This window comes from Streptomyces sp. NPDC057302, from assembly GCF_042667685.1.
GTDB lineage: Bacteria > Actinomycetota > Actinomycetes > Streptomycetales > Streptomycetaceae > Streptomyces.
In genome coordinates this window covers 36,163-57,783 of record NZ_JBHUZJ010000031.1, presented here as the reverse complement: position 1 = coordinate 57,783, position 21,621 = coordinate 36,163, and the positions used below count along the sequence as shown (strand labels likewise).

The 21,621-nt window shown below is 70.5% G+C and carries 21 protein-coding genes; 13 read left to right on the top strand and 8 right to left on the bottom strand.

Features of this window, described 5'->3' with window-relative positions; translation table 11 throughout:
- The first annotated feature begins 104 nt into the window (after nucleotides 1–104).
- Nucleotides 105–761, top strand: coding sequence for a hypothetical protein (locus tag ACFUPX_RS22215; RefSeq protein ID WP_383325110.1), 657 nt, complete (start codon nucleotides 105–107; stop codon nucleotides 759–761).
- A gap of 22 nt (nucleotides 762–783) precedes the next feature.
- On the opposite strand, the gene ACFUPX_RS22210 is transcribed toward ACFUPX_RS22215, so the two are convergent.
- The 3 genes from ACFUPX_RS22210 to ACFUPX_RS22200 are packed head-to-tail and all read right to left on the bottom strand — an operon-like array spanning nucleotide 784 to nucleotide 5,575.
- The gene (locus ACFUPX_RS22210; protein ID WP_383325107.1) at nucleotides 784–2,172 is read right to left on the bottom strand and encodes an MFS transporter; all 1,389 of its coding nucleotides are present in this window, start codon (nucleotides 2,170–2,172) and stop codon (nucleotides 784–786) included.
- The gene (locus tag ACFUPX_RS22205) at nucleotides 2,169–4,205 is read right to left on the bottom strand and encodes a PEP/pyruvate-binding domain-containing protein (RefSeq protein ID WP_383325104.1); all 2,037 of its coding nucleotides are present in this window, start codon (nucleotides 4,203–4,205) and stop codon (nucleotides 2,169–2,171) included. The genes ACFUPX_RS22210 and ACFUPX_RS22205 overlap by 4 nt, the downstream gene beginning before the upstream one ends.
- Nucleotides 4,202–5,575 (bottom strand): acetyl-CoA carboxylase biotin carboxylase subunit family protein, encoded by a 1,374-nt coding sequence (locus tag ACFUPX_RS22200; protein WP_383325102.1) that lies wholly within the window; start codon nucleotides 5,573–5,575, stop codon nucleotides 4,202–4,204. The genes ACFUPX_RS22205 and ACFUPX_RS22200 overlap by 4 nt, the downstream gene beginning before the upstream one ends.
- A 344-nt stretch (nucleotides 5,576–5,919) precedes the next feature.
- Between ACFUPX_RS22200 and ACFUPX_RS22195 the strand changes: the two genes are divergently transcribed.
- Together ACFUPX_RS22195 and ACFUPX_RS22190 are read left to right on the top strand one after the other, a co-directional pair.
- Complete coding sequence (locus ACFUPX_RS22195) at nucleotides 5,920–6,972, top strand: PAS domain S-box protein (protein ID WP_383325100.1); 1,053 nt, start codon at nucleotides 5,920–5,922, stop codon at nucleotides 6,970–6,972.
- A gap of 96 nt (nucleotides 6,973–7,068) precedes the next feature.
- Complete coding sequence (locus tag ACFUPX_RS22190; protein WP_383325098.1) at nucleotides 7,069–7,341, top strand: DUF3253 domain-containing protein; 273 nt, start codon at nucleotides 7,069–7,071, stop codon at nucleotides 7,339–7,341.
- Nucleotides 7,342–7,395: 54 nt separating this feature from the next.
- Here the strand turns inward: ACFUPX_RS22190 and ACFUPX_RS22185 are convergent, their stop codons facing one another.
- Both ACFUPX_RS22185 and ACFUPX_RS22180 read right to left on the bottom strand, forming a co-directional pair.
- On the bottom strand, nucleotides 7,396–7,860 hold the full coding sequence (locus ACFUPX_RS22185) for an STAS domain-containing protein (RefSeq protein ID WP_383325095.1): 465 nt from the start codon (nucleotides 7,858–7,860) through the stop codon (nucleotides 7,396–7,398).
- A 230-nt stretch (nucleotides 7,861–8,090) separates the two neighbouring features.
- Nucleotides 8,091–8,837, bottom strand: coding sequence for a DUF1838 family protein (locus tag ACFUPX_RS22180; RefSeq protein ID WP_383325093.1), 747 nt, complete (start codon nucleotides 8,835–8,837; stop codon nucleotides 8,091–8,093).
- A gap of 273 nt (nucleotides 8,838–9,110) precedes the next feature.
- Between ACFUPX_RS22180 and ACFUPX_RS22175 the strand changes: the two genes are divergently transcribed.
- Nucleotides 9,111–9,713, top strand: coding sequence for a HutD family protein (locus tag ACFUPX_RS22175; protein ID WP_383325090.1), 603 nt, complete (start codon nucleotides 9,111–9,113; stop codon nucleotides 9,711–9,713).
- A 28-nt stretch (nucleotides 9,714–9,741) separates the two neighbouring features.
- On the opposite strand, the gene ACFUPX_RS22170 is transcribed toward ACFUPX_RS22175, so the two are convergent.
- Nucleotides 9,742–10,905: a TetR/AcrR family transcriptional regulator gene (locus ACFUPX_RS22170; RefSeq protein ID WP_383325087.1), complete on the bottom strand. Its 1,164-nt coding sequence runs from the start codon at nucleotides 10,903–10,905 to the stop codon at nucleotides 9,742–9,744.
- Nucleotides 10,906–11,176: 271 nt separating this feature from the next.
- On the opposite strand from ACFUPX_RS22170, the gene ACFUPX_RS22165 reads away from it, so the two are divergent.
- The 7 genes from ACFUPX_RS22165 to ACFUPX_RS22135 all read left to right on the top strand — a co-directional run bounded on the left by ACFUPX_RS22165 (nucleotide 11,177) and on the right by ACFUPX_RS22135 (nucleotide 18,749).
- Nucleotides 11,177–12,367, top strand: a complete 1,191-nt coding sequence (locus tag ACFUPX_RS22165; RefSeq protein WP_383325084.1) for a lipid-transfer protein — start codon at nucleotides 11,177–11,179, stop codon at nucleotides 12,365–12,367.
- Entirely contained in the window at nucleotides 12,364–12,750 is a 387-nt protein-coding gene (locus ACFUPX_RS22160) for a MaoC family dehydratase N-terminal domain-containing protein (RefSeq protein ID WP_383325082.1), read from the top strand. The genes ACFUPX_RS22165 and ACFUPX_RS22160 overlap by 4 nt, the downstream gene beginning before the upstream one ends.
- On the top strand, nucleotides 12,747–13,112 hold the full coding sequence (locus ACFUPX_RS22155; protein WP_383325079.1) for a MaoC/PaaZ C-terminal domain-containing protein: 366 nt from the start codon (nucleotides 12,747–12,749) through the stop codon (nucleotides 13,110–13,112). Before ACFUPX_RS22160 ends, ACFUPX_RS22155 begins: the two co-directional genes overlap by 4 nt.
- The gene (locus ACFUPX_RS22150; RefSeq protein ID WP_383325076.1) at nucleotides 13,109–13,900 is read left to right on the top strand and encodes an SDR family NAD(P)-dependent oxidoreductase; all 792 of its coding nucleotides are present in this window, start codon (nucleotides 13,109–13,111) and stop codon (nucleotides 13,898–13,900) included. The genes ACFUPX_RS22155 and ACFUPX_RS22150 overlap by 4 nt, the downstream gene beginning before the upstream one ends.
- The gene (locus ACFUPX_RS22145; RefSeq protein ID WP_383325073.1) at nucleotides 13,893–14,990 is read left to right on the top strand and encodes an acyl-CoA dehydrogenase family protein; all 1,098 of its coding nucleotides are present in this window, start codon (nucleotides 13,893–13,895) and stop codon (nucleotides 14,988–14,990) included. Before ACFUPX_RS22150 ends, ACFUPX_RS22145 begins: the two co-directional genes overlap by 8 nt.
- Nucleotides 14,981–16,519: a long-chain fatty acid--CoA ligase gene (locus ACFUPX_RS22140; protein ID WP_383325070.1), complete on the top strand. Its 1,539-nt coding sequence runs from the start codon at nucleotides 14,981–14,983 to the stop codon at nucleotides 16,517–16,519. The genes ACFUPX_RS22145 and ACFUPX_RS22140 overlap by 10 nt, the downstream gene beginning before the upstream one ends.
- 127 nt (nucleotides 16,520–16,646) lie before the next feature.
- Nucleotides 16,647–18,749, top strand: a complete 2,103-nt coding sequence (locus ACFUPX_RS22135) for a DUF6351 family protein (RefSeq protein ID WP_383325068.1) — start codon at nucleotides 16,647–16,649, stop codon at nucleotides 18,747–18,749.
- Between the two features lie 44 nt (nucleotides 18,750–18,793).
- On the opposite strand, the gene ACFUPX_RS22130 is transcribed toward ACFUPX_RS22135, so the two are convergent.
- The gene (locus ACFUPX_RS22130; RefSeq protein WP_383272786.1) at nucleotides 18,794–18,922 is read right to left on the bottom strand and encodes an LPFR motif small protein; all 129 of its coding nucleotides are present in this window, start codon (nucleotides 18,920–18,922) and stop codon (nucleotides 18,794–18,796) included.
- 217 nt (nucleotides 18,923–19,139) lie between these two features.
- Between ACFUPX_RS22130 and ACFUPX_RS22125 the strand changes: the two genes are divergently transcribed.
- On the top strand, nucleotides 19,140–19,406 hold the full coding sequence (locus ACFUPX_RS22125) for a hypothetical protein (RefSeq protein WP_383325066.1): 267 nt from the start codon (nucleotides 19,140–19,142) through the stop codon (nucleotides 19,404–19,406).
- A 60-nt stretch (nucleotides 19,407–19,466) separates the two neighbouring features.
- Here the strand turns inward: ACFUPX_RS22125 and ACFUPX_RS22120 are convergent, their stop codons facing one another.
- Nucleotides 19,467–20,045 (bottom strand): TetR/AcrR family transcriptional regulator, encoded by a 579-nt coding sequence (locus ACFUPX_RS22120; protein WP_383325063.1) that lies wholly within the window; start codon nucleotides 20,043–20,045, stop codon nucleotides 19,467–19,469.
- Between the two features lie 155 nt (nucleotides 20,046–20,200).
- Between ACFUPX_RS22120 and ACFUPX_RS22115 the strand changes: the two genes are divergently transcribed.
- Nucleotides 20,201–21,481: an erythromycin esterase family protein gene (locus tag ACFUPX_RS22115; protein ID WP_383325060.1), complete on the top strand. Its 1,281-nt coding sequence runs from the start codon at nucleotides 20,201–20,203 to the stop codon at nucleotides 21,479–21,481.
- The last annotated feature ends 140 nt before the right edge of the window (nucleotides 21,482–21,621 follow it).

Genomic DNA, 21,621 nt, shown 5'->3' with positions numbered 1-21,621 from the left:
TCGTTGAGTTGGGTGAGGGAAGTGAGACGTGGGGCCCGAGTGGCGCGCGGTGATCAGGGGTAGAGCGAGGTAGACCAGTGAACCGGGAGAGGGACGACGACACCATGAAGAGATCCGCCTTCAAAGGCACGGGCATGGGCATGAGCCGTGCGAGCCTCGCGCTGGGCGCAGCCCTGGTGTCCACCGTGCTCTGCGCGACGGCGAGTGCGGCCGCGCCCGGGAACGCGAGCGGTGACACGGGAACGGACACCGTCGCACATACGGGTGCGGGCACCGAACGCGCCTGCCCCATCGTGTACTTCGACCTGGGCGAGACCCTCGTACACACCGCTGAAGAGGGAAGCACCGGCTATCAGCCCGGCGCCGCCTCCTATCTGCGCGCCCTGCGCGAACGCCACATCAGTGTCGGCCTGATCACCAACGTTCCGTCCTCGTGGGGCGCGACCGACGCCGAGCGTGCCGCCCGGCTGAAGAAGGAGGTCGACGCCACGTGGCAGGGGACCACGCCCTTCGCCTGGAAGGACTTCGGCGACCGGATCCTCACGCCCCGCACCGAGGCCGAACGTAAACCGGCGCCCACCCTCTGGCAGCGCGCGAAGGCCGACTCGGGTCGCTGCCGGGTCGTCTACCAGGCGGAGACGGCCGAGGAGGTCAACGTGGCCTCCTCGCTCGACTTCGTCTCCTACCAGGTCGGCCGCCCGCACCGGCCCGCGTTCCTCCCGGTCCGGCTGGTCGAGCTCCTCGGCCACCGGCCCCGCTGACCGAAGTCCACGCGGGCCACGGCTACGGCTTCGACCGTGGCCCGCGGCTTCCCCCTCCGGTCAGTTGGTCCGCGGCATCCGAGGCGCCTCCGTCCGTGTCCGTGTCCGTGGCCTCAGGGATTTCGACTTCGGCGGGGAGTGCCGCACCCTGGGCCCGCTTCACCACCCCGCTGCGCAGGAGCAGTTGGAAGGCCCCGAGCAGCACCGCCGTCGCGAGCGCGCTGTGCCACAGCAGGGCGTCCAGGTGCCCTGCGGAGAGGTAGGCGCCCGCGGCGACGGCGGCCAGTGCGCACACCGCGCGATCCACGATGCTCTCGACCGAGAGGAGGGTGGCGCGCGGGGCGTGTGCGGGCACGGCGTCGTTGACCAGCTTGCGCTGGACGGGGTACGCGAACCCGGTCGCGGCGGCGAACAGGCAGAGCAGCGCGACGACGGCCCACGGCCCGCCGAGCGTCATGGCCGCAAGGGTGCCCGCGAGCGCGAGGCTGAGGATCGAGACCCAGGCGACCGGTGGCAGCCGCCGGCTCAGCCACTGGGGGCGGGCCGATGCCACCGCCTCGGCCACCGTCATCGCGGCAAGCACCCCACCGTGCGAGGCCTCCGCGATGCCGTGGTCGAGCAGGATCGGCTGGAAGAGGTTGACCTGGCAGATCCGCGACAGCGTGAAGACCGCCACGCCCTGCACCATCACCAGGGCAAGCCACCGCGAGGAGGCGACACAGCGCAGCGCGGAGCCCGCGTCCCGCAGGAACGCACCGCCCCTGCGCCCGCCTTCCGCCTTCTCCGTGGCCACCGCTGCCCCGGCCAGCCGGGGCAGCGCGACGGCGCAGGCGAGGGAGCCCGCCGCGCTGGCCGCGCTGAGCACGTACGGAGCCGAGTGCGCGACGGCCATCAGGGGTCCGACCAGCGGCCAGCACACGACCTTCGCCGCAAGACCCAGTGCGCGCGCGGTGCCCTCCGCCTTCAGGTAGTGCTCGTCGCACTTCTCGGCCCGCAGACCGTCGTACAAGTAGGCGCTCGCCGCCCCGGAGGTGAGGGAGCGTCCCGCCGCGATGGCCAGGAAGTGGACGAGGAAGCCGGTGTACGAGGCGGAGACCACCGGCGCCAGGTTCGCCGCCGTCATGACCACCGCCCCGGCCCGCAGGCAGTTGCGGGTGCCGATCCGGTCGGCGATGAGCCCGGTCGGGATCTCGAAGAGGCAGAAGGCCACGTAGTAGATGCTCTGGATGCCGAAGATCTGCCCGTCCGAGAGCCCGGCCGCCTTCTGGTAGGCGTAGAACACCGGCATCCACCACAGCAGGTTGAACAGCAGTTGGAAGCCGTAGTTGAGGCGGATGATGCGGCGGGCGGTCTCCGTCAGGCCGCTGCCCGCCCCCTTGCCGGAGGCCGGACGGCCAGGACGCGGCCTCACAGGGCGTACGGGCGGATCTGGACCAGCCGGAAGTCGCCCCGCTCGGTCATCAGCCACTCGATGTCCAGCGGCCTGTCCACATCGGATTCGCCGACGCCGGATCCGCTGAAGTGGGACTGCAGGAGCCGCCCGGTCAGCGACAGGTCGGCGAGCCGGGCGCGGGTGGCGGCGGGAAGACCGTCGCTCCAGGAGCCCAGGGCGACGGTACGGCCGCCGCCCTCCACGGTGTTGTACAGGTACTGCTGCGGCAGGACCGAACCGTCGACCACCTGCTCGGGGGAGCCGGGGGAGCAGTTGAGGTAGACGTTGCGGAAGTCCTCGCGGCGGGTCGGGTTGCAGGTCACCAGGACGCCGCCGAGGGAGGCGGGCACGTACTCCTGGATGATCACGCCCATGTAGGTGTCGTCCAGGGAGATGCCGACCTGGTGGCGCAGGCGCACGCTGCGGGGCGACACCAGGGAGGCCCACACCTGGCGTACGGCGTCCAGGAGTTGGCCGGAGCCGTGGACGGTGGTGACGGAATCGTAGACACCGGCCGCGGAGAACCCCGGAAGGTCCTCGGCGTTGGACGAGGAGCGCACTACCAGGCGCCCGCGCGCGTCCGCGGCGGCGGGGAAGGCCTGGTCGATCTGCCGGGTCACCGCATCGGGGACGGGCGTGTTCCGGATCAGGTGCTGGAGTTGCAGGCAGAGCGCGTCCAAGACGTCCGTGGCGTCGAGTTCCAGTGCCATCTTGAGCTTGCCGATGCCCTGCTGGAGGGCGGGCGACGAGGCGAGGAAACGCTGCTGGAGTGCGAAGGGGAGCGCGACGCCCTCCGGCGCGCCGACCGCACCGGCAACGAACTCGGCGGCCTTGGCACGGAGTTCACCGCTGGAGGGTGCGCTCAGGCCGAGGCGGGTCGCGAGGTGCCCGTAGAGGTCCTCGCGCGGTGGGCGGGGCCGCCCGTAGAAGGCGGTCAGGTCGGCCGTCCGGCTGTCCAGTACGTGATGCAGCTCGCCCAGGTTGGCCGCCTTGGTGCCGTACCGGTCGCGGTCGGCGCTGCGCAGCCGGTGCAGGGCCAGCACGGGGGCGTCTTCGAGCAGGGGCGGTTCGAGGCGGATGCGCTGCTGGTGCCAGGCGGGCGCTTGCAGGGCGGGCTCGTGGTCGAGGCGTTCCAGGGATATCTCGTCCTCGCGCACCCGGTAGCTGACCCACGCGCCGTCCAGAGCGTCCTTCTCGACGAGCTGCTCCAGGTCGCGCACGATGGCGTTCGGTATGCCCCAGCCCGAGGCGAGGACATTGGTGTGCGAAAGCGGGGTGATCGGAGCGGTGTTGAGGAATCCGGCCACCCGGGGCACGTCGTCCGGCAGGCACGGCATGGCCACGATGTCCGCCCAGCCGAGCCCGGACTCCGCCGCCGCGTACTCCTCGTGCGTACGGAAAAGACGTAGCCGTCCGGTGGCCTCGCCGGGGTTGAGCGGTGTGCGGGTCCTGGAGCCGAAGAGTTCGTGGCTCAGGATGCGCGGCACGCGCAGTTCGCTGATCGCCGCGAGGGCCTCTTCCTGCCCGTGGTTGGCGGGCTTGAGCAGCAGCGGGAGCCTGCCGTCGACCCGTGCGCGGACGAACTCGTAGAAGAAGTCCAGGAGTTCACCGTGCATGGTGTCGGCCTCGGTCGTCTCCAGGACGAGGAAGGTGCGCTCGCGGCCGTCGGCTTCCTGCTCGGTGTGCAGGGACAGCACGCCGAGCAGGAAGCGGCGCCCGGGATCCATGTAGACGGAGGCGTTGAACCCGTCCAGATCGGCGTCGAGGGCGGTGAGCTCCATGCCGAGGACCCGCGTGGCGATGTAGTTGACGTGGAAGGGGTGCGCGGCGGTGTCGAGCAGGTGCCAGGTGTTCTCGGCCCGGTCGACGACGACCTTGAGGTAGGGGTGACCTGCCAGGACCCCCGAGAGCGTGCGGAAGAGCGGCAGGGAGAGGTTCTCGCCGACGACCGTGCGGTCGGCGGCCGGTTCGGCGGCCGGTTCGACGGTGCCGGTGAACAGCCGGGCGGTCATACGGAGGCCTCCTCGGGCTGCGCGGCGGGCAGTACCCGGGGCAGGGCGTCCACCAGGGTCTCGAAGTCGCGGAGCACCGTCCGCGGATCGGCGGCGGACAGCAGGCACAGGGCCGCCATGGTGTTGGCGCCCGCGGCGGGTTCGTAGACCGGCACGACGCTGCCGTCGGCGAGCGAGCTCTCCGCGACCACCGACAGTGCGCTGCCCCGGCTGAGGGGCACGGCCGCCGAGACCGCGGGGAAGTCCCAGACCCTGCGGTCCTGCCAGGCCTCGCCGCGGCCGTCGACCGCGAGGACGACGAGGGAGCCCGCCGCACCGCGCGCCTGCGCCGGTGTGAGGGCTTGTCCTGGCCACTGGACCGGGCGCCCGACGAGGTGGTCGACGAGCATGCCGATGAGGTCGAGCCCGAAGACCTCCTCGATCTGGGGCACCGTCATCGCGCCGCCGAACCGGGCGGCCGTCTCGATCAGCCACATGCTGCCGTCCGCGCCGAGCTTGATCTCGGTGTGGGTCCCGCAGTCGCGCAGGCCGAGGGCGTCGACGGCACGGCGCGCGAGATCCACGATCCGGTCCTGGGCGTCCTGGGAGAGCAGGGCGGGGGTGATGCCCGCGCGCTCGGTGAACGGCTCGACGGTCGGCATCCGGCCGCTGAGGCAGACCGGGTGGAAGGCGCCGTCGGCCACGACGCCCTCGACGCTGACGTAGTCACCCCAGCCCGGCTCGTCGAACCAGGCCGACGCGGTGCCGGTCACGATCTGCTCGACCACGAAGTCCGCGTTGGCCTCCGCGACATGAAGCTCCGCGTACCCCAACTGCGCCGATTCGGCCATCACTGCACGGGAGCGTGCCCAGGCGGCGGACACCTCGTGCGGGGAGAGGATGATCTGGTGGGCGGTGGAGCCCGCACTCCAGGCCGCCTTCAGGAGCAGCGGGAAGGGCAAACTGCCGGCTGCCGCGTGCAGTTCCGTCTCCGTGGCCACGGGGCGGAACTCGGGCTGCGGCAGGCCGTGTTCGCGCCAGGTGCGCCGCATCAGCCGCTTGTCGCGGGCGAGCGCGGCGGCGCCGCCCGCGCCCGCGAGGCCGAGCGCCTCGCAGGCCTCGGCGACGGCCACGACCGCGTACTCGGAGAAGGTGAGCACGGCGTCCGCGCCCACGGCTTCGGCCCGCGAGACGATCAGGGACACCAGGTCGCCGCGCTGCGCGTCGGAGGGGGTCACGACCGAGGCGCACAGTCTCGAGGCGGAATCCGCCACGGAGGGAGGAAGAGCGCTGAGAGCCAGCAGGTGCACTTGCGCCCGTGCGGCCGTCCGGGACAGGACATGGCCGAGCGGAGGACCACCCTTGGCATGCACTAACAGCACCTTGCTCACAGAAGTTCGTCTCCATTTGTTCGGGGGGCACGCACCGTCGTATGCATCGGTGATGCGTGTGGGGCCCGGGAAATCTCCCGGCGTACGCGGAGGTGCGGGGAGGTGCGTGGCGGGGCGTGTTCACCCGCTCACTCAAGGGCACCACGCTGCGGAGGCCCGCAGCGCCACCCTGGGTAGCTGGGACTCAGGCAAATGCCTGAGTCGTAGGCGTTGTTGAGGGATGAAGGAGGTTCCACCTCGGCATTTCGCCACTCCGGTGAGAACCGCGCGTGCGCGAGACCGGGGCGGGATGTCCAATGCGCTGTGACTGTGCGTCAGGCAGTCATATACGGACGGAGACCACTGTGGATGATTCCAGCTTCAAGGCCTCGGCGGTGGAGGTCGACGCCGGTGCCGATGCCCCGCGCCGGTACGCGGCCTTCGCCGATCTGGTGGACCTCGCACCGGCCGCTGCTTTCATCCGGGACAGCGACGGACGCTACCTGTGGGCCAACCACGCCTACGCACACCTCTACGGCACCGTTCCGGAACACGTCGTCGGCAAGTACATCGAGGACTTCGACGCGCCCGCCGACGCCGGCCAGTTCCGCGCCCTCGACCAGGAGATCCTCAGCCGGGGCACGCCGGTGCGCCACACCCTGGGCTACCGGCGCCAGGACGGCAGCGCGGGCCGGGCCGTGGGCCACCGCTTCCCCGTACGCGAGAACGCGCAGACCTGCGTCGCGGGGATCTACGTGGATGTCACGGACCACCTGCGCGCCACGGTGCAGCGCCAGGAGGCCGAGGAGAACCTGCAAGCCTTGCGCGACCACAGCGGCCTGCCCTGCGCACTGCTCTCGGCGAACGGCCGGGTGGTGGAGGCGAGCGCGGCGGCCGCCGAACTGTTCCACCTCAGCCTGTCCGACCTGGTCGGCCGCCGCGCGCACACCCTGCTCGCCTCCGAACCCGACCTGGACGGCCTGCACCGCCGGTGGAAAGGCCTGATAGCCCGCCGCGTCAGACGGGTGGAGACCTCCGCCGTGCTCGTCGACGCCCGGGGGCTGCAGCGCCGCGCGCAGCTCCACTTGACGACGATCGGTCATTCCGCCGCGCGGGCCCGGCACGTATGGGCCGTCGTCACCCACCAGAGCCTCGCCCACGAGGCCCATCCGTCCCTCACCGCGGCGCAGATCCGCATCCTCTCCCTCCTGGCGGAAGGCAGCAGCAACGGAGACATCGCCACCTCGCTGAAGCTGTCCCGGCAGACGGTCGACTACCACCTCAGCCGCCTGCGGCACGTCCTGGGCGCCGCGACCCGGCCCGCACTCGTCGCCCGCGCCTATGTCCTCGGCATCCTCGCCCCTCGCGCCTGGCCGCCGCGCTCGGCGACGGCGGCTCATCCGCTCAGCACGGTCTGACGGGGCGCGCGGAGGAGGGCCGCCGGCCCGCCACGCACACGCCGGTCGGCGTAGTGGATCCCCTTCCGGTCACTGCGCCGGTGCGACACTGGCGCGGTGACGGACGACGAACGGCAGATGGACCGGCGCTTGGAACGAGCCATTCTGCAGCTGCTGGAGAGCCGTGCCCCGGACGCGACGATCTGCCCGTCCGACGCCGCGCGTGCGGTGTACGCGCAGGACGACGACGGCTGGCGCGCGCTGATGGAACCGGCGCGCCGCGCGGCCCGGCGTCTGGTCACGGCCGGCGAGGTGGAGATCACCCAGGCCGGACACGCCGTCGACCCGGCAAAGGCGCGCGGTCCGATCCGGATCCGCCGCGCCCGCTGACATCTGCCGGGCGCTGCGTCGCTCGGACGGGCGCGGCCCCAGGCGCCGGCGGCCTCACCAGTCCTGGGAGAGCGCGGAGGGCCGTGGCGTCGTCGGGCGTTGCCACTGGCTCGCCTGGGTGAGAGCGGCCTCCAGGGTGGCGACCGGCCGCAGGAGCCGGTGGAGTCCGGCCGCCGTGTGGATCCGCAGGTGCCAGGGCCGGGCGCAGACCACGACCAGGAGCCCGTCCGACGCCCGCGCGCGTCGGCGGGTGCGGCAGAGCAGTCCCAGGGTGGTGCAGTCGAAGAACTCCACCGGCCGCATGTCCACGACCACCCGCGCTCCTTGCGGGGCGGCAGCGGCATCCAGATGTGCCCGGACATGTGACGCGGTGGCCAGATCGAGCGTGCCGCGGAGTTCGACGACGGTGACGGTGTCCAGCGAGTAGGTGCGGACGAAGGAGCAGGCGGGAGGTGCTGCTTCCGCAAGCGGGAGAGGTTGGCCCAGGTTCGGAGTGGTTCGCCGGTCTGTGATGGTCATGACGGTTCCCGAGGCGACGGTCCCCACATCAGCGGGGGAGATGATGTGATCATCGGCGGGTCGCCGGGGGCTGGGGCAACTCCAACCACTGTAGGAACGCCACCGCGTGCAGAATCGTTCTGGCTCCTGGTAATTCACCCTTGTGGGTGAATATGGGCTGGGGGCTTCCGGGCTGTGGACGCAGGGATGCGCAGGCGCCGGGCTCCCGCTGGGCCGAGGCGGCCCGTCGGCTATGTCGGCGGGTGGAGCTTGCGGAAGTAGGTCCAGCTGGTCTCGTTCGGCTCGCTCCACTTCTCCGGGGCCTGGGCGAACTCGGGATGGTGGTCGGCGATGTAGTCACGGGTGCGCTCGGGTACCTCGGCGTACGAACCGAGCTTGCGGCCCCGGCAGTGATAGGTGAGGCCGCCGGGCCGCTGGCCGCGGGCCATCCACGGGAGCCACGGGGACATCCGGGTCCACGACATGGTGGCCGGGACGCTCGGTGCCGGACCGGCCAGGTCGGCGCGGTCGGCGAAGAACTGGAAGAGTTCCAGGGCCTTGTACGTGTCCCCGGCCGAGTTGAGGGGGTACTCGGCCACCGGCAGGGGAGAGGGGTAGGCGAGCGGGATCTCCAGGCTGAAGCAGACCTGGCCGCCGAGCTCGGTCGTCGGGACGGGGAAGGGGCGCCATTTCTGGTTCGCCGGGTCGTTCCATATGTGCACCACCGGCAGGTCCTGCCAGGTCTCCAGGATCTCGCGCGTGACGGGATCCAGGTAGAAGGCGGCCTCGCGGGTGAGCAGTTGGTAGGCGTCCGGGCCTGCTTCGGCGTCCTGGACCAGGCGGGCGACGTTGAGCCCTTCGAAGCCGAAGATGCGCTGGTAGGGCTCGTCGGGGGCCCAGGAGTACACGTCCCCGGACCACCAGTACGTGACTTCTTCGCCGTCGAGCGAGGCCCGCGTGCGGGCGAGGGACCGGAGCGACTCTGCGGGTGTCGTCATAGGGAGTACTTTGCGCGACTGCGGCCTCGGCCGCGCGGGCGACCCCGCGGCCGGGTCAAAAGCGGCCGGAAAACCGCCTCGGACTCGGCAAGTTCCGAAAGACCGGGCCGAGTTCCTCACCGTGCGCCCGGGACTCTGTCCGCCGGGTGAGGCGCACGGTCGCCCGCTCGCCGCTCGCCGGTTCCGGTCGGCACGTAGGCTGACCTCCGACTTGATGATCATGGGTCTGGGCGCTCGTGGGATCACGACGGGACAAGAAGGAGGCGGCGTCGGATGGCCGGAGACGTACTGCGCTGGAGCGACTACCGCAGCATGCCGTGGAAGAACGGCGGCGGTACGACCCGGGAGGTCGCATCGGGCTCGGTGCGAGCGCCCCGGGACACCGAGGAGCCCGCGGACGGCTTCGACTGGCGGGTGAGCGTCGCGGACGTGGACGCGGGAGGCCCCTTCTCGCCCTTTCCCGGGATCGACCGCGTGATCACCCTGGTCGAGGGCGAAGGCATGGTCCTGACCGTGGACGGGAGCGAGCGACCGGTCGGGCCGCTGGACCCCTTCGCCTTCTCCGGCGACGCGGTGACGGACTGCCGCCTTGAGGCGGGCGCGGTGCGCGACATGAACGTGATGACCCGCAGGGGCCGGGCGAGGGGAGACGTACAGATCCTCACCGTCGCCGCCGGGCAGGAGGCGGAGATGGAGTGCGCGGCGGGCGAGACGCTGCTCGTCATGGCCGTCACCGAGGGGATCGCCGTCGCGGGACCTGACGGCCAGGAGACAGCGCTGGGCCGTCTCGACTGCGTACGCCATGAAGGCCCGGGGACGCTCACCGTGCGGGGCGAGGGCGCGGCGGCCGGGATCAGGATCAGCGCGGCGCACTGACGCGGCGTGAGTCGGCTCCCCCGCCGCGTCAGCGGCCCATCAGCAGCAGGTGGGACAGGCCGGTCAGTTCCTCGGCCAGGCGGGGGCGCGCGCGGAAGCGGCTGATCCGAAGTACGTCGTTGATCATGTCCAGCGCGCCGTGCACGGTCAACTGGGCGTCGGTCTGGTCCAGTTCGGGGCGGACCTTGGCGACGAGCTCGACCCACTCGGCCACGAAGTCGTGCTGGACGCGGCGGATCGTATGGCGTTGGTCGTCGGGGAGATGGAGCACCTCGGTGACCAACGCGGCGATCAGGTCGGTGTGTTCGCTGCACATCTCCACGTAGCCGTGCACGAGCCCGTCGAGGGCCTCCTCCGGCGTGCGTGCGGTGGACATGGCCCGGGTCATCCCGAGTTGCAGGGACGCCGCTCCCCGGTTCAGCAGCTCGAAGAGGATCTCGCCCTTGCTGGAGAAGTGCTTGTAGACGCTCGGCCCCGCGATGCCCGCGGCCGCTCCGATGTCGTTGAGGCTGACCTGGTGGAAGCCCCGGCTGCCGAACAGTTTGGTGGCCGCGCCGACCAGGGCCTCTCTGCGTGAGGCCGGTGCCAGCCCGCCGCCCCTGGCGGGTGCCGGGGTGGCCGGCGCGTCGTCAAGTACGACGCCGTGGCGCAGCACCGTGACCGAGAGCTCCGCGATCTGCTCCCGAAGCCGGGCCGTCGAGCAGAACATGCGGTGATGACCCGGGCTGACGGCCACGCTGAGCGCGGCCCAGGTCAGCAGGTCGGCTCCCGCTTCGGTGAGCTCCGGCCGGTCGCGGCGGAGCAGAAGGGTGATGCTGGCGCCGAGGTCGCGCATCTGCTGCCGGGTCTCACCCCTGCGCTCCTCGGGAAGATGGCGGGCCTCCCGCTGCCACAGGACCGCGAGCTCCCTGCGCTCGGCCACGACTTCGGCCAGGCCGCGCAACGCGTCCTCCGCGCTGTCGGCGGTGTCGGCCACGCTCTGGAGGCGGTCGTAGGTGTCCGAGAGCACCTTGGCCAGCAGGTCGGGCTTGCCGGTGAAGTGCCGGTACAGGGCGGGCGCCGAGACGCCGACCGCCGAGGCGATCTCCGCCAGGGAGACGCCGTGGAAGCCTTTCTCGTGAAAGAGCTCGGCAGCCTTCCTGATGATCGTCTCTCTGCGGTCCCGGGGGCGTCTGACAGGCCGACTGCTCATGGGGTCAGGCTAGCGCAGCTTCACTTATGGCTTTCGCCGCGGCCCGCGTCAGGGCTTCGCACGCCGCCGTGCAGCGACTTCCACGGCGTTCGTAAGTTAAATCCTAGTAGCCAATGTTCGCATCCTGAGTGTCGGCTCGAACCCCCTCCCGGGATGACTCATCCCTGCGAATCCATGATCCCAGTACGAGAAAACCCATCGCGGCACAGCCCTTGCACCACCCGATCCGCACCTCTAAGTTAATCCACGTTAGCCACTGGAAGAGGTAGATATGAGTGTGCGGGTGCTCGGCGTGGGCATGGTGCCCTTCGCCAAACCGGGCGCGAGCGACTCCTATGACGTGATGGGCGCACAGGCGGCGAGGAACGCTCTCGCCGACGCCGGGATCGCATACGAAAAGGTCCAACAGGCCTACGCCGGTTACGTGTACGGCGACTCGACCTGCGGCCAGGCCGCCCTCTACGGCGTCGGGCTCAGCGGGATCCCCATCGTCAACGTCAACAACAACTGCTCCACCGGTTCGAGCGCGCTCTGGCTGGCACGGCAGGCGATCGAGAGCGGGGCGGCCGACTGCGTGCTGGCCGTCGGCTTCGAGCAGATGCAGAAGGGCGCCCTGAAGAACTTCTGGGACGACCGGCCCGCGCCGCTGGCCCGCGGCACCGACACCATGACCGACATCCAGGGAACGGACGCACAGGCACCCTTCGCCGCCCAGTTCTTCGGCGGCGCGGGCCGCGCCTACGCCGAGCGCTACGGCACCCGGCCCGAGACGTTCGCGCGGATCTCGGTCAAGGCGCGCAGGCACGCGGCGAACAACCCCTACGCCGTCTTCCGCGAGCAGGTCACGCTGGAGGAGGTGCTTGCCTCCCCGCACATCTACGGCCCGCTGACCCGACTGCAGTGCTGCCCGCCCACCTGCGGCGCGGCGGCGGCCGTGCTGTGCAGCGAGGACTTCGCACGGCGGCACGGCCTGGCCGCGGACGTGGTGATCAGGGCCCAGGCGATGACCACCGACCGGCCCGCCGCCTTCGAGGGCGGCGACATGATGCAGGTCGTCGGGTACGGAATGTCCAAGAGCGCCGCCGATTCCGTCTATGAGGCATCCGGCGTGGACCCCCTCGACATTCCCGTCGTCGAGTTGCACGACTGCTTCACCGCCAACGAGCTGATCACCTACGAAGCGCTCGGCCTGACCCCGGAGGGGACCGCCGAGAAGTTCGTGCTCGACGGTGAGAACACCTACGGCGGCCGTGTCGTCACCAACCCCAGCGGCGGTCTGCTCTCCAAGGGCCACCCCCTGGGCGCCACCGGGCTTGCCCAATGCGCCGAACTGGTCTGGCAGTTGCGGGGGCAGGCGGACGCACGCCAGGTCGACGGGGCCCGGCTCGCGCTGCAGCACAACATCGGACTGGGCGGCGCCTGCGTCGTCACCCTCTACGAGAAGCCCGGGAAGGTTTCATGATCCACCGGAGCGACCTGCTGTTCTTCGCCCAGGCGACCGGACAGCAGGATCCCGTCTACACCGATGTCGAGGCGGCGAGGAAGGCGGGCCACCGGGATCTGCCGGTGCCGCCCACCTACCTGTTCTGCCAGGAGATGAAGGAGGCGGCCGACTCCTTCGGCTACCTCGAAGACCTCGGCGTGGACCTGGGCAACGTGCTGCACGGCGAGCAGAGCTTCGTCTATCACGCCCTGGCCTACGCGGGCGACGAGCTGAGCTTCAGCTCTGAACTCGCCGCCGACTACACCAAGAAGGCGCTGCGCTTCCTGGTGCGTACGACCGAGGTCACCAGGGACGGCACGCCGATCGCGAACCTCAGCACGACGACGGTGGTGACCCCGTGAAGCTCGAACTGCCACCGGTCAGCCGGACCACGCTCGCCCTGTACGCGGGAGCATCAGGCGACCACAACCCCATCCACATCGACCTCGACGCGGCCAGGAACGCCGGCTTCGACGACGTCTTCGCCCACGGCATGCTCTCCATGGCCCAACTCGGGCGCCTCCTGACCGACCTGGTCCCGCAGCGGCGCATCCGCTCCTACCAGGTCCGCTTCACCTCGATCACCCCCGTCCTGGCCGAGCCCGTGTGCGAGGCGAGCGTCGTCAAGGTCGAGGACGGACTGACCCACCTGGACCTCGTGGTGTCGCTCCAGGACGGCACCGTCACCCTGCGCGGCAGCGCGATCATCGAAGGAGATCTGTGAGCAAGCTCAGTGGCCGTGCGGCCATCGTCACCGGATCGGGCCGCGGCATCGGCCGTGCGATCGCGCTGAAGCTGGCGGCGGAGGGCGCGTCCGTCGTCGTCAACGACCTCGACGCCGGACCCGCCGAGGAGACCGTGGCCGAGATCAAGGAGGCGGGCGGACAGGCCGTCGCCTGCCCGGGCAGCGTGACCGAGGAGGGCTTCGCCGAGCGGATCGTCGGCGTCTGCACCGAGTCGTTCGGCGGCCTTGACATCATCGTCAACAACGCCGGATACACCTGGGACAACGTCGTACAGAAGATGACCGACGAGCAGTGGGACGCCATCCTCGACGTCCACCTCAAGGCGCCGTTCCGGCTGTTGCGGGCGGCGCAGCCGTATCTCAAGACGCATCCGGTCGCCCACCATCGCAAGGTCGTCAACATCTCCTCGATCGCGGGCCTGGGCGGCAACGCCGGGCAGGTGAACTACTCCGCCGCCAAGGCGGGCGTGGTCGGGCTGACCAAGACGATGGCCAAGGAGTGGGGCCGCTACCGGGTCAACGTCAACGCCGTCGCCTTCGGCCTGATCGAGACCCGGCTGACCTCGGGGGCGGGGGAGATCGAGGTCGAGGGCAAGGAGATCAAGGTGGGGGTCAACCCCGACCTGCTCGCCGCGATGGCCCGCACGATCCCGCTGGGCCGGGGCGGAACGACGCGGGAGGCGGCGGGCGCGGTCTATCTGATGTGCCTGCCGGAGTCCGACTACGTCAGCGGTCAGGTGCTGGTGTGCGGTGGCGGCTATGAGTGAGCTGGACCTGCTGCGCGAGACCACCCGCAAGTTCCTGGCCGCCCAGGTCACGCCGGACGCCGACCAACTCGTCGATCGCGAGGTGTGGCGCAAGGCGGGCGAGCTGGGGCTGCTGTGCTGCTCGATCCCCGAGGAGTACGGCGGGGGCGGCGCGGACTTCGACGCCGACCTGGCGGTGTTCGAGGAGCAGGCCAGGGCGGGTGACACCGGCTGGGGCAACTTCGTGCACAGCGGCATCGTCGCCCACTATCTGCTGGCCTACGGCACCGAGGAGCAGAAGCAGCGGTGGCTTCCCGGCCTTGCCTCCGGCGAGTTGGTCGGCGCCATCGCGATGACTGAGCCGGGCGCGGGCTCCGACCTGCGCGGCATCCGGACGAAGGCGGTGCGCGACGGCGACGACTTCGTCCTCAGCGGATCGAAGACGTTCATCACCAACGGCGGGTCCGCCGACCTGGTCATCGTGGCCGCCCGTACCGGCGAGGGCCTCTCGCTGATCGTCGTGACGGAAGGCATCCGGCGCGGCCGGGTGCTCGACAAGCTCGGCATGCACGCCGCCGACACCTCCGAGCTGTTCTTCGACGACGTCCGGGTACCTACGGCGAACCTGCTGGGCGCCGAAGGCCGCGGCCTGTCCCAGCTCATGCGGCAGCTGGCGCAGGAACGGCTGATCATCGGCGTGATGGCCGTGACCGTCGCCGAGCGGGCGGTGGCCGAGACCGTCGCCCACGTCAAGGAGCGGCGCGCGTTCGGCGAACCGCTGATCAAGCTGCAGAACACCCGCTTCGAGCTGGCCGAGTGCGCCACCCTCGCACGGGTCGGGCGGGTCTTCGCCGACTCGTGCGTGGAGCGCCATCTGCGCGGCGAACTCGACGCCGCCACCGCGTCGATGGCCAAGTGGTACCTCACCGACGTCCAGTGCCAGGTGATCGACCGCTGCCTGCAACTCTTCGGAGGCTATGGCTACATGCGCGAATACCCGATCGCCCGGATGTACGCCGACGCCCGCGCCCAGAAGATCTACGGGGGCGCGAACGAGGTCATGAAGGAGCTCATCGCACGCTCACTGGAGGACGAACGGCCATGTACATGACCCAGGCCCTGCAACGGGCGCTCCAGCAGACCCCCGACGCCCCGTTCACCGTCTTCGGCGACCGGACGCGCACCGTACGCGAATCGGCCGGGCGCATCGCCCGGCTGGCCGGAGCCCTGCGCGAGCTCGGTATCGAGCCGGGCGACCGCATCGCCATGCTCGCCCTCAACTCCGACCGCTATCTCGAGTACCTGATGGCCAGTTGGTGGATCGGCGCCGCGGTCAACCCGGTGAACATCCGCTGGGCGGGGCCCGAGATCCGCTACTCCCTGGAACAGTCGGGCACCCGCGTCCTGTTCGTCGACGACACCTTCGCCCCACTCGTCGAGCAGCTGCGTGACGTCCTCGACGTCATCGTGCACTGCGGCGAACAGCCCCTGCCCGAAGGCCTGTTGTCGTACGAGGACCTGCTGGCCGGCGCCGATCCGGTGGCCGACGGCCGGCACGGCGGCGACACGCTCGCCGGGGTCTTCTACACCGGCGGCACCACCGGCTTCCCCAAGGGCGTCATGCTCAGCCACGCCAACATGATCGTCTCCTCCCTGGGCAGCCAGGCGGGCGGGCAGGTCGCGGTGCCCGGCGGCCGGATGCTGCACGCCGCGCCCCTGTTCCACCTCGCGGCCCTGGCCGCCTGGAACATGCAGATGCTCGTCGGTGGCGTACACGTCGTCATCCCCGCCTACGAACCCGTGGCCGCGCTGCGGGCCATCGAGCGCCACCAGGTCTCCACGGCCCTTCTGCCCCCGGTGATGATCCAGATGCTGGTGGACCATCCGGACCGCGAGGACTACGACCTGTCCGGCTTCCAGAGTTTCATCTACGGCGCTTCGCCGATGCCCGAGGCGCTGCTCAAGAGGGCCATGGCCGCCTTCCCCGCGGCCCGTTTCACCCAGGCGTACGGGATGACGGAAGTGGCGCCGGTCGCCACGCTGCTCACCGGTGCCGACCATGCCGACGGAGCCCGGCTGCGCTCCGCGGGCCGGGCGGCACCGCACTGCGAGGTCAAGGTCGTCGGCCCCGACGGGACGGAGCTGCCGCGCGGCGATGTGGGGGAGGTGGTCCTCAGTGGCGGGCACGTCATGAGCGGCTACTGGGACAAGCCGGAGGAGTCCGCGGCGGTGCTGTGCGACGGCTGGTTCCGCACCGGCGACGGCGCGTACATGGACGAGGACGGCTACCTCTACATCGTCGACCGCATCAAGGACATGATCGTCACGGGTGGCGAGAACGTGTACTCGGCCGAGGTCGAGAACGCCCTGGCCCAGCATCCCGCCGTCGCCTCCTGCGCCATCATCGGCGTCCCGGACGACACTTACGGCGAACGGGTCCACGCCGTCATCACCCTGGCGCCCGGCGCCACGGCCACGGCCGACGAACTGCGCGCGCACTGCAAGACGCTGATCGCCGGCTACAAGGCCCCGCGCACGGCGGAGTTCGTCACCGAGCTCCCGCTCTCGCCCGCGGGCAAGGTCCTCAAGCGCGAGTTGCGGCGGCCGCACTGGAAGGACAAGGACCGCTCGGTCAACTGACGGAACGGACGGGCGGCCTGGGCCCTCACCCTGGCCCAGGCCGCCAGAGCTCCGGCGCCGGCCCGCCCGCCAACCCGGCGTACTCCCATAGCCCAGATGTCATGTACCTGACTTGAGAGGACCACATATGCGCAGCAAACTCCGCAGCGCCGTGACCTTCGCCTGCGCCGTCATGGCGGCGGCGGCCCTGACACCGGGAGGTACGGCGGCGGGCGCGGACCGGGATCGGCCGCCACCGCGCATCGCTGTCGCGTCGACCCCGGACCGCGGCCTGACCAGCGGCGGCGACGCGCTCCTGCGGATCACGACGGCGGGCAAGGACGGCCCGGTGCGGGTGAAGGTCAACGGGCGTACGGCCAAAGGCTTTGAGCGGCAGGCCGACGGGACCCTGCTCGGTCTCGTCGACGACCTCAAGAACGGCCGCAACCGCGTCACCGCCGAGGCGGACGGCCGCACGACGGCCCGGACCCTGACCAACCACCGGACCACCGGGCCCGTCTTCTCCGGTCAGCAGGCCATGCCGTTCTACTGCGAGACGACCGCGTTCGGCCTCGCACCCGCCGAACAGCCGCACTGCTCCGCGCCCAGCAAGGTCGGCTACAAGTACCGCAGCAAGGCGGGCAAGTTCGCCCCGCTCGCCGACCCGGACCAGCGCCCGGCCGACCTCGCCACCGCGACCGTGGGCGGCCGGAAGGTGCCCTACATCGTCCGCGTCGAGACCGGCACCATCAACCGCGCCGTCTACGAGACCGCCGCGCTCTACGACGGCACCGATCCCACGCCCCTGAAGCGGCAGAAGAGCTGGAACGGCCGGCTGGTCTACAGCTTCGGCGGCGGCTGTTCGGGCGGTCACCACCAGGGTGCGCAGACCGGCGGCGTACTCAACGACACCTTCCTGTCCCAGGGTTACGCGGTCGCCTCCTCCACCCTCAACGTGCTGGAGACGAACTGCAACATCCCCGTCTCGGCGGAGGCGGCGATGATGGTGAAGGAGCACTTCGTCGAGACCTACGGACCGGTGAAACACACCATCGGCTGGGGCGGATCCGGCGGCGGCATCCAGCAGTTCATGATCGCCGACTCCTACCCGGGCATCCTGGACGGGATCATTCCCACGGTCGGCTTCCCGGATCCGTTCACGGCGGAGAAGGGCTTCGCCGCCGACTGCAAACTGCTCGTACGCTACTTCGGCGGGGCCGGGAACTCGTTCACCCCGAAGCAGCGGGACGCGGTGACCGGACTCCTCCAGTACGGCAGTTGCGTCGGCGCGGATCAGACGCTCGACCTGCGCACTCCGACCAAGCGCTGCGACAAGTCGATCCCCGCCACGGCGCTGTGGAACGCCACCGCCAACCCGGGCGGCGTGAAGTGCACGCTGATGGAGGCGTACGCCAACCAGATCGGCCGCGACAAGAAGACGGGCTTCGTGCGCAGCACCCTGGACAACGTCGGGGTGCAGTACGGCCTCAAGGCGCTCAAGAGCAAGGAGATCAGCCCGGCCCAGTTCGTCGCGCTCAACTCCGCCATCGGCGGATTCGACGACAAGGGCGCACCGGTGGCCCGGCGTTCGCAGGCGGACCCGAAGGCGCTGAAGGCGGCCTACCGCAACAATCTGCTCAACGGCATGGGACTGGGGCTGCGCAGCACGCCGATCATCGACAACCGCGTCTACCTGGACAAGGTGCCGCTCGACGTCCACACCGCCCAGTGGTCCTACATCACCCGGGCGCGGCTGCGGGCGGCCAACGGGACCTCGGCCAACCAGGTGATCATCGAGAGCAAGCCGAACCTGGTGGGTGAGTCGCAGACCGCGGACGCCTACGTGCTGAAGTCGATGGACCGGTGGCTGACCAACATCGCAGCCGACGGATCCTCGCGCGACAAGCAGGCGAAGGTCATCGCGAACAAGCCCACCGACCTCTCGGACGGGTGCTACTTGACCCCTGAGAAGCGCATCCACGCGCCGCTGACCTACCCGGCGAGCGGACCCTGCGCGGACGAGTACCCGATCGGCGCGGACCCGCGGCTGAGGGCCGGCGAGCCGCTGGCCGAGTCCACGCTCAAGTGCGCGCTGCGACCGCTGGACTTCAGCGACTACGGGGCACGCTTCACCAGGACGGAGAAGGCGCAGCTGCGCAGGACCTTCCCGAAGGGCGTATGCGACTACAGCCGACCGGGCCCCGGCCAGAACGAGCGACCGAGCACCTGGATCGACTACAGCAGCCACTGAGATGTTGCTGCCGGGGCGGGTGAAAGCAGGCCCGCCCCGGGGGATCAGTGGCGGCCGTGCGCGCTGTCCGACGCTCCTCCGAACAGCCGGGCGACGGCCCGGAAGGGCAGGGTGACGACGGTGGCGATGGCTCCGCCGATGGCGCGGAGTACGTCTGCGATGGCCTTCAGCATGACGGCACCTCCAGAACGTGCGGTCGTTGGCCCGGTGGGGCCGATGACCGCGAGGGGGGCGCCGTACGTTTCCGTACGGCCTGACCACGGCCTGGTGCCCCGACCTGAACAGCGGAAACACGCAGGCGGCCGCCGTCCTCGCGACGTGTCGTCGAGCCGTTCGCGGGTACCTGCTCCGGCCAGGAGCCGATGGCCGAACGGCCGAGGAGGAGACATCGTGAGTGATCGGATACCTGCCGCGCCCGGCGAGGACGGCACCACGCCCGTTCCCAGGGACCCGCCCGACCAGCAGGCGACGGGCGAGCCGGACGCCTGGGACCTGGACGTGGCCAAGGCCGATGCCGACAGCGGCAAGAAGGCGGATGCCCCCGACACGAAGGCGGATGTTCCCGACACGGACGAGGGAGGCGCCGCCAGGCGCGGCGAATCCCAGGCCCTGGAGAGTCACGCGGAGAAGCCGGTGCCGGACGAGCCCTCCGGCTGAGGTGTGAGGTGGTGAGGCGAGCCCCCCTCTGCCGCGCGCAGGGCAGCAGGGAGGGCTCCTTCACGCTCCTGTCCCCATCCCCGTGAAGAGTGCTTCGAGGATCCTGTCGACGTACTGATGGGTCAGTGGTTCCTGTGTGATCAGGAGCCGGAAGTACAGCGGACCGGACAGGACCGCCATCGCCAGGTCCAAGTCGAAGGCGGGCGACACCTGGCCCTGGTCCCGGGCTGTTTGCAGGCGCGCGAGGGTCTTGGCCGTCTGCGGGGCGATGAAGCGCTCATTGAGGGCGGCGGCGAGCCGGGGATCGTGCTGCGTCTCGCCGACCAGGGCCTGGAAGAGCGGCCTGAACGACGGCCCGGCCAAGAGGTCGACGGCCGCGTGGATCTGTTCGCGCAGGTCGGCCATGACGTCGCCCGTATAGGGATAGTCCAGGGCCGACTCGTTGAGCGAAAGCAGCGAGTCGAGCAGCAGGGCGCCCTTCGAGGGCCACCGGCGGTAGATGGTGTGCTTGCCGGCGCCGGCGCGGGCGGCGACGGCCTCGATGCTGAGCTTCGCGTAGCCGATCTCCTGCCCCAGCTCCAGCGTGCTCCGCATGATGGCTTCGGTGAGGTCGGGGCCGCGACGACGGGCGGTGGTCATGTTTCCAGGGTATCGGCACGGCACGTGCCGTTCTTGACAGGAGTCCTTGATCCCGGCACGCTCCTGCCATAACGGCACGGCACGTGCCGTGTTCTTCGGGGGTACGGGCCGGGCGCCCGCACCCCCGGAAACCTCCTCGCGGAAGAGCCACCAGCATGCCCACAGCAACCGACCCCGCGCCGTTCGCCGACTGGCTCCACGGCCATGCCGTCCCGCTCAGCCACCTCGACCCGGCAGCGCCCCTGGACGACCTGGAGCCGCTGCGCGAGATCCTCGACGGTGTCCGCGTGGTCGCCCTCGGCGAACACAGCCACTTCATCGCCGAGTTCGCCCTGATGCGCCAGCGCATCCTGAAGTTCCTGGTGGAGCGCTGCGGGTTCACCGTCCTGGCCTTCGAGTACGGCTTCAGCGAAGGCTTCCCCCTCGACGCCTGGGCCCAGGGCCAGGGAGCGGACGACGACCTCGCCGCCCACCTCGCGACAGCGATCCCCGTCGGACTCCAGGAGCCACTGCGCCTCCTGCGCCGACACAACGCCACGGCCACAGCGCCGGTCCGCTTCGCGGGAGTCGACATCCCGGCAGCCGGCGGATCGCTGCTCCCCGCCCTGGACCCCCTCGCCGACTACCTACGCCGGATCGACCCCGAGAGCCTCCCGACGGTTCAGGCCGCGAGGACGATCGCCGAGTCCTTCGCCGGTGACTCCGCGGCCGTGGCCGCACCCGCGTGGGCCCGCCTGGCCTCCACGGAACAAGACACCCTCAGCGCACTCCTGGCACGCCTGCTCATCCGGTTCCGTTCACTGAAACCGCTGTACCTCTCCCGAGGGGACGAGCACAGCTACGACGTCGCCCTGCAGCGCCTCATGGGCGCCTGCCACGCCGATTACACCTTCCGCGCCATGGCGGCCCTGTTCACCGGAGAGGGCCTCACCGCCGACACCTCCGCCCGCGACCTCTACATGGCCCAGTCACTCCTGTGGCACCTGAACCAGGTCGACCCCACGGCCCGCGTCGTACTGCTGGCCCACAACGCCCACATCCAGAAGACGCCGATCTCCTTCGACGGCCATCTCACCGGGCTCCCCATGGGACAGCATCTGCACAACGCCCTCGGCGACGCGTACTTCGCCCTCGGACTGACGAGCCCCACGGGACACACGGCCGAGATGCACCGCGATGAGAAGGCTCCGTACGGATTCACCATCGACGACACCACGCTGGAACCGCCCGAGCCCGGAAGCATCGAAGCGGCCTTCGCCGACACCGGTATCGGACTCGGCATGGCCGACCTCCGCCGGGCACGAACGGAGAACCTCAGCGGCCCCGACCGCATCCGGTTGCAGAGCGTCTACCTGCACACCGCCGTCGTCGACGCGTTCGACGGCATCCTCAGCACTCCGGCCTCCACCGTCGCCGACCTCGCGCAGAGCCGCTGACACCGTACGGGCCCCGTACCCGATGGCCCGGCGCGGCCACTGGGCTTCGAGACACCAGGCCGGGCCGAGCCCCGTGGGCGCCGCAGCAAACCTGCCTCAGCGCCGACGCCCACGGTCGGGCCGCACCGGCCGTGGAGGGG